This window comes from Rheinheimera fenheensis (assembly GCF_039871805.1).
In the GTDB taxonomy this organism is placed as follows: domain Bacteria; phylum Pseudomonadota; class Gammaproteobacteria; order Enterobacterales; family Alteromonadaceae; genus Alishewanella; species Alishewanella fenheensis.
Genome location: NZ_JBDPJM010000007.1, coordinates 24,328 through 40,967, shown reverse-complemented (window position 1 = coordinate 40,967; position 16,640 = coordinate 24,328). Strand labels below are relative to the sequence as shown.

General features: G+C 49.9%; 10 protein-coding genes. 2 read left to right on the top strand and 8 right to left on the bottom strand.

Annotation, left to right across the window (positions count from 1 at the left end; genetic code table 11):
• From ABGI61_RS11415 to ABGI61_RS11395, 5 genes are all read right to left on the bottom strand, one after another.
• On the bottom strand, nucleotides 1–663 hold the full coding sequence (locus tag ABGI61_RS11415) for an exonuclease domain-containing protein (protein ID WP_347601145.1): 663 nt from the start codon (nucleotides 661–663) through the stop codon (nucleotides 1–3).
• Nucleotides 664–2,490 carry a putative nucleotidyltransferase substrate binding domain-containing protein gene (locus tag ABGI61_RS11410; RefSeq protein ID WP_347601143.1) on the bottom strand — a complete coding sequence of 609 codons (1,827 nt, stop codon included), beginning with the start codon at nucleotides 2,488–2,490 and terminating at the stop codon, nucleotides 664–666.
• An 18-nt stretch (nucleotides 2,491–2,508) separates the two neighbouring features.
• Nucleotides 2,509–3,036: a hypothetical protein gene (locus tag ABGI61_RS11405; protein ID WP_347601141.1), complete on the bottom strand. Its 528-nt coding sequence runs from the start codon at nucleotides 3,034–3,036 to the stop codon at nucleotides 2,509–2,511.
• Between the two features lie 90 nt (nucleotides 3,037–3,126).
• Entirely contained in the window at nucleotides 3,127–4,893 is a 1,767-nt protein-coding gene (locus ABGI61_RS11400) for a sodium:solute symporter family protein (RefSeq protein ID WP_347601139.1), read from the bottom strand.
• 7 nt (nucleotides 4,894–4,900) lie between these two features.
• Complete coding sequence (locus tag ABGI61_RS11395) at nucleotides 4,901–5,164, bottom strand: DUF4212 domain-containing protein (RefSeq protein WP_347601137.1); 264 nt, start codon at nucleotides 5,162–5,164, stop codon at nucleotides 4,901–4,903.
• A gap of 159 nt (nucleotides 5,165–5,323) precedes the next feature.
• Here ABGI61_RS11395 and ABGI61_RS11390 point away from each other — a divergent pair, with 159 nt between their 5' ends.
• A complete protein-coding gene (locus ABGI61_RS11390; protein ID WP_347601135.1) occupies nucleotides 5,324–8,875 on the top strand; it encodes a PAS domain-containing hybrid sensor histidine kinase/response regulator in 3,552 nt (1,183 codons plus the stop codon).
• Between the two features lie 36 nt (nucleotides 8,876–8,911).
• Here the strand turns inward: ABGI61_RS11390 and ABGI61_RS11385 are convergent, their stop codons facing one another.
• A complete protein-coding gene (locus tag ABGI61_RS11385; RefSeq protein WP_347601133.1) occupies nucleotides 8,912–9,589 on the bottom strand; it encodes a LuxR C-terminal-related transcriptional regulator in 678 nt (225 codons plus the stop codon).
• Between the two features lie 129 nt (nucleotides 9,590–9,718).
• A complete protein-coding gene (acs, locus tag ABGI61_RS11380) occupies nucleotides 9,719–11,683 on the bottom strand; it encodes an acetate--CoA ligase (protein ID WP_347601131.1) in 1,965 nt (654 codons plus the stop codon).
• Nucleotides 11,684–11,926: 243 nt separating this feature from the next.
• Between acs and ABGI61_RS11375 the strand changes: the two genes are divergently transcribed.
• Nucleotides 11,927–13,078 (top strand): DcaP family trimeric outer membrane transporter, encoded by a 1,152-nt coding sequence (locus tag ABGI61_RS11375; protein WP_347601129.1) that lies wholly within the window; start codon nucleotides 11,927–11,929, stop codon nucleotides 13,076–13,078.
• Nucleotides 13,079–13,226: 148 nt separating this feature from the next.
• On the opposite strand, the gene rne is transcribed toward ABGI61_RS11375, so the two are convergent.
• Nucleotides 13,227–16,295 (bottom strand): ribonuclease E, encoded by a 3,069-nt coding sequence (gene rne / locus ABGI61_RS11370; RefSeq protein WP_347601127.1) that lies wholly within the window; start codon nucleotides 16,293–16,295, stop codon nucleotides 13,227–13,229.
• Nucleotides 16,296–16,640: the final 345 nt, after the last annotated feature.

The following is a 16,640-nucleotide window of genomic DNA, read 5'->3' as shown; positions in this document are numbered from 1 at the left end:
TTAGCGTGACAGCAAATATAGGTCGCTGAGTGTCATAGTATTGCCGCCCAATTTAAGTTGGCTAAGGAGTAGCAGTGCGCTGCTATAGGCATCTTCTAACGCATGGTGATTAGCCATATCGGGCAGGCCGTGGCGTTTTAAGCAGCTTGGCAGTTTTAACGCGTCATGCTTGACCACTTTGCCTTGGCGAAGCAAGCGCTGCCACTCCATCTTCATGGTATCGATAAATTTAAACCGCGGCATTTTACCAAAGCAGCGCTGACAGGCTGTGCGTAAAAACTGCTCATCTAAACCACTGTGATGAGCAACAAACACATAACCCGCATACTGGCTTAATAAGGTGGTGAGCACTGCAGCTAATTCGTCGCCTTGTTTTAGCTGGTGATCGTGCAAGCCGTGATACACGGCGCTTTGGCCAACGCTGACCGGGCTGGCAATTAAAAAGTGTTTAGCTTCCGATAGGATGATTTCCTGCTGGCGGATAGGTACCCAGCCAATGCTGACAATATGATCTTTTTTTGGGTTTAACCCGGTAAGTTCTAAATCCAGCACCAGAAAAGAGGCTTGTTTAACGCTGGTATTGGCGGCAGGTAACGGCGTTTTAGCAAAGCGATCTACTACAGCGCTGAGTGCGCTATTCTTGTTGAACAGCCAGCCTAACATTTACATGTCCCGGCAAAAGCGATGCTTTAAACTGCTTTGCGCTTCATTAATAACGGCAAAACTGTCTTTAAGCTGATGGCGGGCCAGGCCGGAGATGTCCATTGGATCCAGCAAATTGGTGACATCATGCCCCTGTTGCAGATCGTGCTGATGCTTCTCCCAACGCAGTTGGGCCAGTAAGTCAAACGCATCCAATAAATTTTGGCTGTCTTTGCTGTCTAATACATTTTGTGCCGCAAGCTGTTGCAGCCGTTTGCGGGTGTTGATCTCATGCAGGCCAACAGATAACGCATAGACGCGGGCCAGATCGGTAATTAGGCTGATACCGCGCTTTTTCAGATCTAAACCTTTTTTGTGTTTGCCATCTTGTTCTAATATAAAGTTTTTGAAAAAGCCCAGCGGTGCAGTGCGTTGGAGCGCGGCCTGTGCCAGATGATATAAAAATAGTGGCGCCTGTGCTGTGCGTTGGTAAATATCTTCTTGCAGGGCGTTGAATAAGCCTTTACTGCCATCTATTACCCGCAAGTCAAAGAAAATACTGGCTTTTAACAGGGCTTCTGGTGTTGGGGTTGCAATCCAGCGGGCAAAGCGGCCAGACCAACCTTTCAGACTAAGCCGAAGCTCGGGGTTAGATGCCATAATATTGCCGGGGCACAGGCTAACGCCGCAGCGAGCCAGGCCCTGGCAGACGAAGTCGGCAAATGCGGCAAAGTAGTCTCCAACGTCCCCTACAGGCTCTTTTTCCAGTAATAGTGCATTGTCCTGATCGGCATTTAAACTCTGATCCATCCTCGCCTGCGAGCCAAACGCCAGCCAACTGAACACACAAGGCGGCTCGCCCAGCTGTTGCTGCGCCAGAAAGATTAGCCGTTGTGTAATGGCATCTGTAATAGTGGTAATAATATGGCCAGCCTCATAGGAAGGCACTTGCTGCTTACTTAAGGTTAATGCCAGTACATTGATCTGCTGACTGCAGCGCTCTAAACCGTCAACACTGGTTTGGCGATGAATTTCGCCAATCAAATACACCGGATGATCTTGCTGGCTGCGGATAATATCGGTGGCAGTAAGCATTGCACAGCATACACCTTGCTCCATCACCGGTAAGTGATGAATATTGTGCTGACTCATCAGTTGTACTGCCTCATACAAATAAGCATGACGGTCAATATGTTGTGGCTGACGTGTCATAACCTGGCTTATCTGGGTGCTGGCGGGCAGGGCGTGTGCCAATACCCGATTACGCAGATCGCGGTCGGTAATGATGCCCACCAGTTTATCCTGCTCTTCCACTAATAAAGAGGATACACGCTGCTCTGACATTAATCGGGCAGCGTCCTGTACGTTTTGCTCTGGCCGGATAGCAATTTTACGCTGCTGCACGATATCGCTGATTTTCAACGTAAAACGGCTACCTTGCTGTTGTTCACGATATTGGTGTAAGCGGCGGCTAAAAAGTCGCTGGAAAAAAATATCAACGTTTTTATATTGATAGCGGCAATGGTGAAAGGCATCAGCCTTTAGCCAGTAGACTAGGCCATCCTCTTCACAAAGTAGGGTATCGTCATCAGTTAGGCCCGTTAACAACTGTTGGTAACCGTAGAAGTCGCCACTTTGCAGTTTAGTGAGTAATTGCTGCTGATCGCTGTACAGCGTAAAAATGCCGGTACGGACAATCAACAGTCGCTCACTGCTGATATCCACCTCGTCCTGACGCTGATGATAATACACGCTGATGTTAGCCGCCAACTGGCTGAGCGCCGCGCTATCTAGCTGATTAAAGGGGGTTGTCTCAGCAAGAAAATTAACAACATCAGCTACTTCCATAGTGGTCTCCGCTTATTGTCAGCTGGTTTTATTGCCGCACAGTGCCAGTAACAGTGGATCATTAGCTGCCAGCGGGCGCCAATCTTTACTCAGCGCACTCTCTGCTGAGGGTAGGGTTAGCTCAGCGGTAAAATCGGCTAGTGCCTGGTGGGTGCAGGTAACCACCTGCGGTACGCGGCGCGCTGCGGCGCGTCGTTCAAAAAAGTATAAGTCGACCAGTTTTAATGTCTGGTCTTGCTGATTAGCAGAGGCATTGCCAATATCAGCAGCGATAAAGCGTAAAGTTTGCGGATACAGGTAACTCCAGGGACGCCAAATGGCGGTTTGTTCAATGGTTTTTACCACCATCACGCCTTGTGGTAGCCGGCTGCGGTGATGCTCAAACCAGGTGTACTCACTGTGAATTTGAAAGCCCAGCATGGCCGCACCGGCAAATACCGGTATTAACCAACGCGGTGCCTTATTCGCGCTGAGTTTACGCAGTACCAGCGCAATACCTGCAGCACCAAGGCCAGCACAAACTGTTGCAATCAATTCCCAAATCATAGTGTTTTTCCTGAAAAAGACGGGCTTTCACCATGAAAGCCCGTATCGTCATTGTGGCCTTGCACACAGTGTTATGGCAAGGCTTAGCCTTTAATGGCCAGTCGCAGCACCAGCACCTTTGGGGTAGCGAACACTTTCGACCAGATCCTGTATGTGCTTCGGTGGTTCCTCTGTTACAGAAGATACCGCGAAGGCAACGATGAAGTTAATCACTGCACCGACGGCACCAAACGACAGCGGCGATATACCGGCCAGCCAATTTGCTTGCACGTTTTCAAAGGTATTGGTTCCCGGGATAAAGAACCAGCCCAGATACAGGAAGATGTAAATCACGGTAGACAATAGGCCCGCTAGCATGCCGGCGATAGCACCTTTGTTGTTTACGCGTTTAGAGAAAATACCCATCATCAGCGCCGGGAAAATAGATGCTGCGGCAATACCAAATGCCAACGCTACTACCTGCGCCGCGAAACCGGGCGGATTCATACCAAGCCAGGTCGCCACCACTATCGCAACCGCCATAGAGATCCGTGCGGCTAACAGCTCACCCTTTTCACTGATGTTAGGATTGATTGACCCTTTAATTAAGTCATGACTAACAGCAGATGAAATGGCCAGTAATAAGCCCGCAGCGGTTGACAGCGCCGCAGCTAAACCACCGGCAGCGATTAAGCCAATAACCCAGCCAGGTAAGTTGGCAATTTCAGGGTTAGCCAATACCAGAATGTCGTTATTCACGGTTAACTCGTTGCCATTCCAACCACGGGCCTGTGCGGTTTCTTTGAAGGCAGCTGAATCGCTATATAACTGAATGCGACCGTCACTGTTTTTATCTTCAAATTTGATCAAACCTGTTTGTTCCCAGTTTTTAATCCAGTCTGGACGTTCTGCGTACTCAATTGCATCGGCAGTAGGGCCATCAGGATAAATCGTAGTTAACAGGTTCAGGCGTGCCATTGAAGCGACAGCTGGTGCAGTTAAATACAGCAGCGCAATAAATACCAGCGCCCAGCCAGCTGACCAGCGTGCATCTGATACTTTAGGTACGGTGAAGAAACGGATAATAACGTGTGGCAAGCCTGCAGTACCTATCATCAGTGATAAGGTAAACAGCACCATATTCAGTTTGTTCGAGACATCAGCGGTGTAATCCACAAACCCCAAATCGCGTACCACTAAATCCAGCTTTTGCAGTAAAGGCATACCCGAAGCGGTGTGCTCAGAGAATAAACCCAGTGGTGGGATAGCGTTACCGGTTAGTTGCAATGAAATAAACACAGCAGGAATGGTGTAAGCGATAATCAGTACTACATACTGTGCGACCTGGGTGTAGGTTATACCTTTCATACCACCCATAACGGCATACAAAAATACCACTACACCGGCGATCATCAGGCCGGTATTACTTTCTACTTCCAAAAAGCGTGAGAAGGCCACGCCTGCACCTGTCATCTGGCCGATAACATAGGTCACTGACGCAATAATTAAACAGGCAACAGCGACAAAACGGGCGTTTTTGCTGTAGAAGCGATCACCGATAAACTCTGGTACGGTAAACTTACCGAACTTACGCAGATAGGGCGCCAGTAGCATAGCCAGTAGCACATAACCACCGGTCCAGCCCATCAAGAACGTCGAGTTGGCATAACCACCAGCGGCAATTAAACCCGCCATCGAAATAAACGATGCGGCTGACATCCAGTCAGCGGCTGTTGCCATACCGTTCATTACCGGGTTAACACCACCACCGGCTACGTAGAAGTCTTTGGTTGAACCGGCACGAGCCCAGATCGCAATTGCGATGTAGAGCGCGAAGGAGCCACCCACGAAAATCAAGTTGATTGCAAATTGACTCATGACGCTATTACTCCTCGTGCAGGTCAAATTCTTTGTCGAGCTTGTTCATTCTCCAGGCATAGAAGAAGATCAGCGCGATAAAGGTTAGAATAGACCCCTGTTGTGCAAACCAGAAGCCAAGGTCGGTACCGCCGATACTGATGCCGGCAAGCAAAGGTCTGAATAATATCCCCCCGCCGTACGAAACCAGTGCCCAGACGATTAGGCAACCTATGATCAGACGAAGATTCGCTGACCAATAAGCCGCCGCATTGCGATCGTGCTCTGTCATAAATACACTCCTTTCCTTTGTTATTTTTATCTTGCAAAGTTAATCTAGCAGCAGTTAACACAAGTGAAAGCCCGACTTTAGTCGAAGAGTCTGGTCTGATATTTGACAGGGCCAGACCATTAAGCCCAAAGTAAGACAAAACAAAAACGGGAGAGCGCCTTGGCTGCTTGGGTAGTTGCCATACTGGCATTGTTGTATGTAGGTGGGCTGTTCGTTATCGCCAACTGGGGTGAACGCCATGCTGACGATAGACTAATACGAAAGTATGGGGGGCTGATCTATAGCCTGGCTCTGGCGGTGTATTGCACATCCTGGACTTATTACGGTGCGGTAGGTACGGCAGTCACTCAGGGCTGGGATTACATTCCCATTTACCTGGGGCCCATACTACTGTTTATTTTTGCTCAACCCTTCTTGTTTAAGTTGCTGTATGTGACCAAAAAGCAAAACGTCACGTCGGTCGCTGACTTCATCTCATCCCGTTATGGTAAGCGCAAGAACGTGGCTTTAGTGGCATCACTGATCTGTCTGGTGGTGGTAGTGCCTTATATCGCGTTGCAGTTAAAAGCCGTGTCCAGCTCGTACCATGTGCTGCTTGGCGGTGATTTTACTGACGATGCCAACCGTTGGTGGCAGGACAGCGCCTTTTTGAGTGCGGTTGCTATGGCGTTTTTTGCCATTTTATTCGGCACTCGTAAGCTACATTTAACCGAACAAAGCCGTGGTGTGATGGTGGCGATTGCGTTTGAATCGGTCGTCAAGCTGTTCGCCCTGTTAACCTTAGGATTGGCGGTGTATGTGTTTGTGCTGGGTGACAGCAGCAATGTGCTTAGCCGTTTTAGCGACCATGCTATGGCGCTGCATGAAGCCAGTGAGTTTGGTTTAATTGAATTTATTACCAAAACTTTGTTAGCAACTACGGCGGTATTTCTATTACCTCGTCAGTTTCATGTCGCCTTTGTCGAAAATGTGTCGCACCATCATTTACGTTATGCCAGACGCTGGTTTTCGCTATATCTGGTTTTGGTTACCGTGGTGGTGGTGCCTATTGCTATTGGCGGTATGCAACTGTTTCCACAGGCGCTGAATGCGGCTGACAGTTTTGTATTGTTGATTCCGGCGCAATCAGGTTGGGACACCTTAAGTGTGTTGGTGTTTATCGGCGGATTCTCGGCAGCAACGTCGATGATTATTATTTCCACCCTGGCGCTGTCTACTATGATCAGTAACGATGTCATTATGCCAGGCTTGCTGCGGCGCAGTAAACGCCAGGGTTTGGGCCATGATTACAGCTTACTGATTATCCTGGTGCGCCGCAGCATGATTATCGTGGTAATGGCGCTGTCGTATTTATATTACCGGGTATTTGCCCGTAATTACGAGCTGGCAGAGACAGGGCTACTGGCGTTCGCGCTGGTGATCCAGTTGGCGCCTGCAGTGATTGGCGGTTTGTACTGGCGTCGTGGTAATGCCTTTGGTGTCTATCTGGGCTTAGCGGTAGGTTTTGTCTTGTGGTTTTATACCTTGATGTTACCGCAACTGGTGAGCACCGGTGCGATAGACAGCAACATTATGCAAACAGGTTTGTTCGGCTGGCAGGTGCTGGTGCCTACCGCACTGTTTGGTATTGAGCTGGACAGTTTAAGCCATGGAGTGCTGTTTTCTCTTGGCTTTAATTTACTGTTTTATGTGGTCGGCTCTATGTTAACCCGTGGCACCTTGCAGGATCGCCTGCAAGCTGTTGCCTTTGTAAAGCCAAACTTACCTGTTAACCATCAGGATACACCGGCAAGGCGGATCCGCATCCGCAATACCGATTTGAGAATTCTGCTGGAGCGTTTTGTCGGTGCTAACCGCGCGGCGGAATGTTTGCAGGAATACGGCCGACGCCAGCAGCAACCTTTGCAGCTGGACGACTACCCCAGTATCGGTCTGGTAGAGCACGTAGAGCGCGAGCTGGCAGGGGTTATCGGCGCATCTTCTGCATCTGCTATGGTTAATGCAGTGCTAGAAGGGCGGCAGCTGGCTTTTGAAGATGTGGTCACACTGTTTGACGATACCACCCAGGCTATACAATTCTCACGCAAAATTCTGTTTTCTACCTTAGAGCATTTAAGTCAGGGCGTTAGCGTGGTAGATCGCGAGCTAAAACTGGTGGCGTGGAACCGTGCTTACCTTGACATGTTTGACTACCCGGAAGCCATGGTGCGGGTTGGGCGGCCGATTGCGGACATAGTTCGCTTTAATGCAGAGCGCGGTTTGTGTGGGCCGGGCAGTGCAGACGAGCACGTTGAAAAGCGCATTGCCCACATGCAAAAAGGTACACCGCATGTTTTTCAGCGCGTGAGACCCGATGGTAAAGTGATCGAAATGCGCGGTAATCCAATACCGGGCGGTGGTTTTGTTACCAGTTTTACCGACATATCTGAGCATGTAAAAGCCGTGCAGGCACTGGCCGAGGCCAAGCAGCATTTAGAGGACAGGGTGGCCGAGCGCACGCACACGATTTCAGAGATTAACCACGAATTGCTGGCCGAAGTGCGGCGCCGGCGCGAAACCGAGCAGCAGTTGCTGCAAGCCAAAGCCGAGGCCGAGGTAGCCAATGCCTCAAAAACGCGCTTTCTGGCCCTGGCCAGTCACGATATTCTGCAGCCGCTCAACGCGGCGCGCCTGTTTACCGCAGCGTTGGCCGGCAGTACCGAGCGCCAGCAGCAACAACATATTATCGGTCAGTTGGACAACTCTCTTAAAGCCTCTGAAGAGCTTATTTCTACCTTATTGGAAATTGCCAAACTGGACGATGGTAAGCTGACGCCTGATGTACAGCCGGTACCGCTGAAGGAGCTGCTATCGCAACTGGCTGACGAGTTTAGTTTGCTGGCGCAACAAAAAGGCCTGTCACTTAGTGTGCGCGCGGCTGATTATCAGGTGCAGAGTGACCCGACTTACTTAAGGCGTATTTTGCAAAATATGCTATCAAACGCCATCAAATACACTAAGCAAGGCAGCATTTTATTGGGCTGTCGCAAACGCGGTGCTGATTTGGTAATCCAGGTTTGGGATACAGGTCCGGGTATCGCCGAAGTAGATTTGCAGCGTATTTTTGAAGACTTTTACCGTATTGATGCCACCGCTAAGGGGCAGCAAGGGGTAGGGCTGGGGCTTGGCGTGGTTAACCGGATGGCAAGGCTGCTGGGCCATAAGCTTAATGTGTTATCGTGGCCGGGTAAAGGCAGTATGTTCAGTATTCGCTTGCCGCTTGCCAGCGCAGCCGTGCGTGAAAGCCTGCCGCTGCCCAGTGGCACTCTGCAGCGGCCGGTGCTGGGACTATCTGTGGTTTGTGTTGATGATGATGCCGCTAACCTGGAGGCGTTGAGGGTGCTGTTAGCGCAGTGGCAAATTACCGACGTAGCCTGTTTTTATGATGAAGACAGCTTGTTAGAGTATGCGCGCAATCATCCGGCGCCGGACGCCCTGCTAATTGATTACCAGCTGGGACAGCAGCTAAACGGGCTGCAGTTATATGACAAAATTAAATTGGCCTGGGGCTACGTCAACGGTATTTTAGTGTCGGCTTCACCCGAGGCGGGGTTGGCGATGAAAGCTAAACAGCACGGTTTACTGTTTTTAGCCAAGCCCATTAAACCAGCTGCATTGAGGGCCAGTTTAAACCACCTAAAAATGCTAAAACGCAGCAGCGGGGCGGAATAGTCTGTCTGCCCACTGCTGTCAGGCACTGAATAAAAGTTATTGCTGCGCCATCGCTTTGTTTACTGGCGGCTCCAGCGTTAAGCGCTGTGCCTGGATCACTACCTGAGTGCGATTCGTTACGCCCAGTTTGCGGAAAATGGCAGTAATATGTGCTTTCACCGTGGCTTCTGAGATATGTAAATCGTAGGCGATCTGTTTATTCAGCCAGCCCTCAGTAAGGTAGTACAATACTTTGTACTGCTGCGCGGTAAGCTGGGCCACTTTAGCAGCAAGATCCAAATCATCCTCAGCTTCGGTACTTTGTTGCTCTAGTACCTGCTTTTTCAGGTTGGCAGGCACCCAAAGCTCACCTGCCATTACGGCATTTAACGCCGCACTTATATCCGCGGGATTTGCCGATTTTGGCACATAAGCTGAGGCGCCAAACGCCATAACACGGCGGATCACATCCAGCTCCTCGCTGGCAGAGATGACCACTATTGGCAAGGTAGGAAAGCTTTTACGCAGCTGAATTAAGCCAAGAAAGCCACAGTTACCCGGCATATGTAAGTCCAGTAACAATAAATCTGTGTCGGGGTGTTGTTCCAGCGCTGCACAAGTGCTGTCGAAGCTATCCGTTTCAATGGTGGCTTTAGTGGCAAAAGTGCTGCTGATGGCATTGATCAAGGCATTGCGAAACAGCGGATGGTCATCAGCGACGATCAGTTTTGCCATCTTATCCTCCAGGCCGGATTGTTATTCTTATTGTCATTATTAGGATCTTTGTAAGTAAAAGGCCGCTTAAGCGGCCTTTTATACTGAGGTTAGCACAGCATACTGTCAAGCATGCACTGCAGTTGTTGCTTATTTACGGTTCAATCTATTATTCACCAGGGTCTCCACTACGGAAGGATCTGCCAGGGTAGAGATGTCTCCTAACTGGTCATGCTCATTGGCGGCAATTTTACGTAAAATACGCCGCATAATTTTGCCGGAGCGGGTTTTTGGTAGGCCGGTTGGCGCCCACTGGATCAGATCCGGTGTCGCAATAGGGGATATCTCTTCGCGTACCCAGTCGCGTAGTGCCTTAGTCAGCTCACTGCTTGGCTCTATGCCAACCCGTGGCGTTACATACACATAGATCCCCTGGCCCTTAATATCGTGCGGGTAACCTACCACAGCAGCTTCGGCCACAGCATCATGCGCCACCAGGCAGCTTTCAATTTCTGCGGTACCAAGGCGATGGCCAGAGATATTTAATACATCATCTACCCGGCCAGTTAACCAATAATAGCCATCAACATCACGTTTGGCGCCATCACCGGTAAAGTACAAGCCAGGATAGGTACTAAAGTAGGTTTGCTCAAAGCGTTCATGGTCACCATACACAGTGCGCATTTGACCAGGCCAACTATCTTTAATAACCAGGTTACCTTCACATTCTCCGTATAATTCTTTGCCTTCGTTATCGACGATCGCCGGTTTTACACCAAAAAACGGCCGGGTGGCCGAGCCTGGTTTGAGGTCAGTACAGCCTGGTAGAGGTGTAATTAAAATGCCGCCTGTCTCTGTTTGCCACCAGGTATCTACTATCGGGCAGTTACCTTTACCAAATTTCTCGTGATACCAGTTCCAGGCCTCTGGGTTAATCGGCTCGCCTACGCTGCCCAATGTCTGCAGTGAAGACAGTGAGCAACCCTCTACCGGCGCATCACCGTGCGCCATTAACGCCCTAATGGCTGTAGGGGCAGTGTAAAGTATATTTACTTTATATTTATCAACAATTTGAGCCATGCGCTTAACGCTAGGGTAGTTAGGCACGCCCTCAAACATTACACTGGTGGCGCCGTTAGCCAGTGGGCCATACACGATATAGCTGTGTCCGGTGACCCAGCCGATATCAGCTGCACACCAGTAGACATCACCATCATGATAGTCAAACACATACTGATGCGTCATGGAGGCATACACCATGTAGCCGCCGGTTGTGTGCAGTACGCCTTTTGGTTTGCCGGTGGAGCCGGAAGTATAGAGGATAAACAGCGGATCTTCGGCATTCATCGGTTCTGCCGGACAGTCGCTGCTTTGTTGGCTTAACAGGTCGTGATACCACACATCACGACCATCTTTGCCAGCCTGCATATCGACGTTTTTGCCGACGTGCTTCACAACGATAACATTTTGCACCGGCGAGTCAGCGCCTAAATGCGCTAATGCCATGTCAGTATTATCTTTAAGATTGGTTATCCGACTGCCTCGCAGCGCCTGATCGGCCGTTATAACCAGCTTAGAGTCACAATCAACAATACGGCTACCCAAAGCATCTGGAGAAAAACCTGCAAAAACGACTGAGTGCACTGCGCCAATACGGGCGCACGCTAATAACGCTACAACAGCTTCAGGTATCATCGGTAAGTAAATCGTAACCCGATCACCTTTTTTGACGCCCAGTGCTTTCATACCATTTGCCAGTTTGCACACCTGCTGATGTAGCTCACTGTAGGTCACTGACTTTTGCACTTCTGGCGAGTCACCTTCCCAATAATATGCCACCTGGTTCGCGCGATCCGGTAGATGACGGTCAAGACAGTTATAGCTGGCATTTAACACACCATCACTAAACCAGTTAATACTCACCTTGCCTGGCATAAAGCTGGTTTGTTTTACTTTTGTGAAAGGCGAGAACCAGTGCAGGCGTTTACCATGCTCAGCCCAGAAGGCTTCAGGTGCATCAACAGATTGTTGGTACATAGTAAGATAATTGTCGTTGGTCAGCAGAGAGCGTTTAGCTGCACTGGCCGGTACCGGAAATACTGTTGGATTTGACATAACTTCCCCTGTGAGAGCTTCTTAAAATTACTGTGATCTTTCTATAGAAGCCGCGTCTTATTTGAAATTAGACCTTAGTCTAGCCAACTTTTTGCCGGGTGGCGAACACCACTCTGTGCCGCCTGAATTAACCCTTTAGAGGCAGTTTAACTGCGACTAAAGGCTAATTGCGGGATTGTCGCCGGTGCACCAAAGTTGACTGGCAAAATTACCATTACAAGAACGAAGATGGAGAGACGGCAAATGAGAAAAATAACAACAGTATCTTACCTCGCAGCCTGTGTAGCGTTGGGGGCAGGTAGCGTCCAAGCTGCTGGCTTTGACATTGGCGGCACCAATGTGACCTTTGGTGGTTACGTTAAGCTTGATGCAATGGTTAGCGACTCTGACGGTGAAATTGCCGCCCTGGGGCGCGATTTTTATGTACCTTCGCTGACGCCGATTGGCGGAGACAGTACCACCCGCTTTGATATGCATGCGCGTCAGACACGTTTCTTCTTCTCGACAGCGACAGAGCTGGAAGATGGTAACAAAATTACAGGTCATTTAGAATTTGACTTCATGACCAGCAATAATGGCAACGACGAGCGCACAACCAACGGCTATAGCCCGGTAATGCGCCATGCCTTTATTAAGTATAAAAACTGGACGCTGGGTCAGACCTGGTCAAACTTTATGGATCTGGCGTCACTGCCAGACACGTTAGACTTTGTTGGCAATCCTGATGCAGCAGTGTTTATCCGTCAAGCGCAGGTACGTTATACCCAGGGCAATTTCTCCTTTGCAGTAGAAAACCCTGAATCGACCATTACACCTTTTGGCGGCGGTGCCCGTATTACCACAGATGATAATGCTACACCCGATTTTACCGCCAGCTACAACCTGAAAACGGATTGGGGTGTGGTAAAAATTGCCGGTTTAATGCGTCAGATCGCTATTGATGACGGTACCTTTGATGATGAAGTGACATCGTACGGTTTATCGGTCAGCACCAAAATTGATTTGGCCAATAAAGACGATATCCGTGTTACCTTGAACACCGGTAAAGGTCTTGGTCGTTATGTTGGCTTAAACACCGTAAACGGTGCTGTATTGGACGCCAATGGCAACCTTGAAACTATCGACTCAACAGCATTCTCAGTGGCTTATCGTCATTTGTGGAACGATCAGTGGCGCTCAACTTTCCTTTACTCAACGCTTATGGTTGATAACGATACTGCATTGACCGGTGTCGGTGTGACAAAAAGTACCCACAGCTATAGTGCAAACCTGCTGTATCAAGCTACTAAAAAGCTGATGGTAGGTGTGGAGTATAAATTTGCTAACCGCGAGGTTGAAACCGGTGCCGATGGCGATATGAACCGCATCCAGTTTAGTGCCAAGTACGATTTCTAAGTATTAAACAGAGTTAATTGTGGGGGCGCATAATTGCGCCCCTTTTTACTGCTTTTTTTTATGACATAACCAATACGTAAAACTGATCCATAAAAGAAGGGGCGCAATATGCGCCCCTTCGTTATTTGAACAGTGCTAGTGCAAGCGCTTATTCATCTGATTTGGGTTTAGTCATTGGCGCGCTAGCCGCCTGGCGGGCAAAGGCAGAACCAGCAGGGCGCTGCGAGCTTGCTACGCTGGGCCGCGCTTCAGCTGGCATTACGGCAGGCTGCTCTGTGGCTACCTGATCAGCAGTGTCAGCCAGCTCAGGCTTAGTCATCGTGGCCACCACCATTTGCGCATAGCGGCTTTTAGCGGGTGCAGCGCTTACTGCAACTTGTGGCTCAGCCTTTACCGCTGCCGCAGGTGCAGGCGTTTCGTTAGTCGCTTCTGCACTGGTTACAGGGGCCGCGGTGGCTAGTTGTGCAGTTGCTACCTCAGCAGATGCAGCAGGTGAGTCTTGTGCCTCTGGTGCTACTTCTGGCTGTGTTTCCTCCTTCTGCGCTTCTGCCACTGCTGCAGCATCCGCTTTTTTCGCCGGTTTACGCCGGCTGCGGCTTTTCGGCTTATCGGCGTCATCCGCTGTAGCTGTCTCTGTTTGCTCTGCTGTCTCTGGCTGCTCGGCAGTGTCATCTGCAGTGGCGGTGTTTTGTGCCACTGGCTCGCTCTGCACAGATGCTGTAACACTGCTGTCAGTCGCAACGTCAGATGCAATATCGCTGTCTGCTGGCATCACTGGCTCTGCGTTTGCATCAGCCTGAGTTACTTCAGTTTGCTCTTGCTCTTTTTTGCGCTTTTGACCTGCGGCACGCAAGTGACGTGGTGAGCGGCGGTTACGACTACGTGCCTCAGTGCTCTCGCTCGTCGTATCAACAGCGTCTTCAGCGGCGGTGCTGCTGTCGTCAGTTGTTGCAGTTACCACCACAGGCTCTGTAACAGCAGCTTCGTTGCTTGCATCAGCCACAACAGCCGCTGTTACTACGGCTGTCATTACGTCTTGCGTGGCTACTGTTTGCTCAGGAGCTTGCTCTGGTGTTTGCTCCACAAAAGGCTGATTCTCAGTAGTGGCGGTTTTTTCCATCCGTACTGATTTACGCATATTACGGCGCTGACGACGCTCTGCTACGCGTTGTGGCGTATCGTCATCCTCTTTTTCCGGCGCTGTAATTGCAGGCTTGTCCTGCGGTTTTCTTGCTTCATGCTCTTTGCGTGCAGGGCGCTGCTCTTGTGGCGCTTTGGCCTGACGCTCTGTTTTTTGCTGGGCATCATCTTTTGCCACGGTGTTAGCCGGTTTATCGTCTGAATCATTGCGACGACGTGATTTATTACGGCGACGGTTATCGCGGTCATTGTCACGGGCACTGTCACGTCCGCCGTTACGATTGCCATCACGCGCAACGTCTCGAGCGCCATCGCGGCCATTATTGCGGCTGTTGTTACGCTGTGTTGGCTTCGCTTTAATGTCATCTGCGGCAGCTTGAGCTGGTGCAAACAGTTTGCCAAACCAGTTGCTGATAGCTGCAAATAAACCAGGAGTCGTTTTTTCGGCAACTTCGGCATTTGCAACAGGGCGCGCTGTAGCGCTGTCGGCAATATTAATGGCTGAAATAGCCGGTTTTTCGCGTACAGCATCAGACGCTGGCTGGTATAGGTTGCTGGTTGCTTCCGGCGCTTTTACCAGGTTGTAGCTAACATCATCGATTTCTTCATCAATACGGATGCGGATCACTTCATGGTTTGGCGTTTCCATATGCTCGTTTGGAATAACAAAAACGCGGATACCATGGCGTTTTTCAATCCGGCGCACCGCATCACGCTTTTCGTTCATCAGGTAGGTCGCAACCGATACCGGCACCTGTGCATGAATTTGACTGGTGTTGTCTTTAATCGACTCTTCTTCAATTAAGCGCAGAATAGACAGCGCGGATGACTCGGTGCTACGAATCGTGCCGCGGCCATGACAGCGTGGGCACACGTGGGTGGCTGACTCGCCCAATGACGGACGCAGGCGCTGGCGTGACATTTCCAACAAACCAAAACGCGAAATGCGTCCAATCTGTACGCGGGCTCGGTCATGCTTCACCGCATCTTTTAAGCGGTTTTCGACTTCGCGTTGGTGGCGTACCGGCGTCATATCGATAAAGTCGATAACAATCAAACCACCTAAGTCACGCAGGCGTAACTGACGGGCAATTTCATCGGCCGCTTCTAAGTTAGTGTTAAACGCCGTTTCTTCAATGTCACCGCCTTTGGTAGCTTTAGACGAGTTGATATCAATGGCGGTTAACGCCTCAGTGCTATCGATGACAATAGAGCCGCCTGAGGGCAGGCGCACTTCGCGGCGAAAGGCTGATTCAATCTGAGTTTCAATCTGAAAGTGCATAAACAGTGGCACTTCACCTTGATACAGCTTCACGCGATGAGCAAAGTCGGGCCGGAACTGTTGAATATACACTTTGGCTTCTTCAAAGATGCGCGGGTTATCGATCAGGATCTCGCCAACATCACGACGCAGGTAATCGCGGATTGCACGAAATACCACGTTACTTTCCTGATGGATCAAAAACGGAGAAGGGCGCTTTTGCGCTTCTTCAGTGATGGCAGACCAGTGCTTTAACAGCGCTTTTAAATCGTAATCCAGCTCTTCGAAAGATTTTCCCACACCGGCGGTGCGAACGATTAAGCCCATGCCGTCAGGCATTTGCAGCTGACCTAATGAATCTTTCAGTTCCTGACGCTCATCGCCTTCAATACGGCGTGAAATACCACCGGCGCGCGGGTTGTTTGGCATCAATACCAGGTAAGAGCCGGCCAGGCTGATAAAGGTGGTTAAGGCTGCGCCTTTTTGGCCACGTTCTTCTTTATCAATCTGAATAATGACTTCCTGGCCTTCTTTCACCACTTCTTTAATGTTGGGACGGCCATCAAAACTGTAACCAGAGGGGAAGTATTCGCGGGAAATTTCTTTTAAGGGTAAAAAACCGTGGCGTTCTGCGCCGTAGTCAACAAAGGCAGCTTCTAAGCTGGGTTCAACCCGGGTGATTTTACCTTTGTAAATATTGGCTTTTTTTTGCTCGTGGCCCGGGCTTTCTATGTCCAGGTCATACAGTTTCTGGCCATCGACCAGCGCAACGCGGATTTCCTCTTCCTGCGTGGCGTTAATTAACATTCTTTTCATCGTTAGTGACTCGCAATTTTGCAGCCACAACGCAGCCCTCTGGGCATCTGCGTGTTCAGACGTTATCAAACACTAGTGGGTGCAGTCTCACGACTGGAATGTCTGAAGAAACCAAATTGTCACTGTAAGGGCTTTTGTGGTGGCGCTACAGTTTATGCTGTTTTCGTTTTTGGATCTGAAACACACCGCCTTACGGCGCTGCGTTATAGCAATATCTTTATATGCTCTGGTTAACCGGAACTCATGTTTTGCCGCTGTTGATAACAGATTACGCAACATTATCTCAGGCAAATGGCGTTTGGTTTACGCCGGGGGTATAAAAAACGTTGGTTTTCACCACGATTT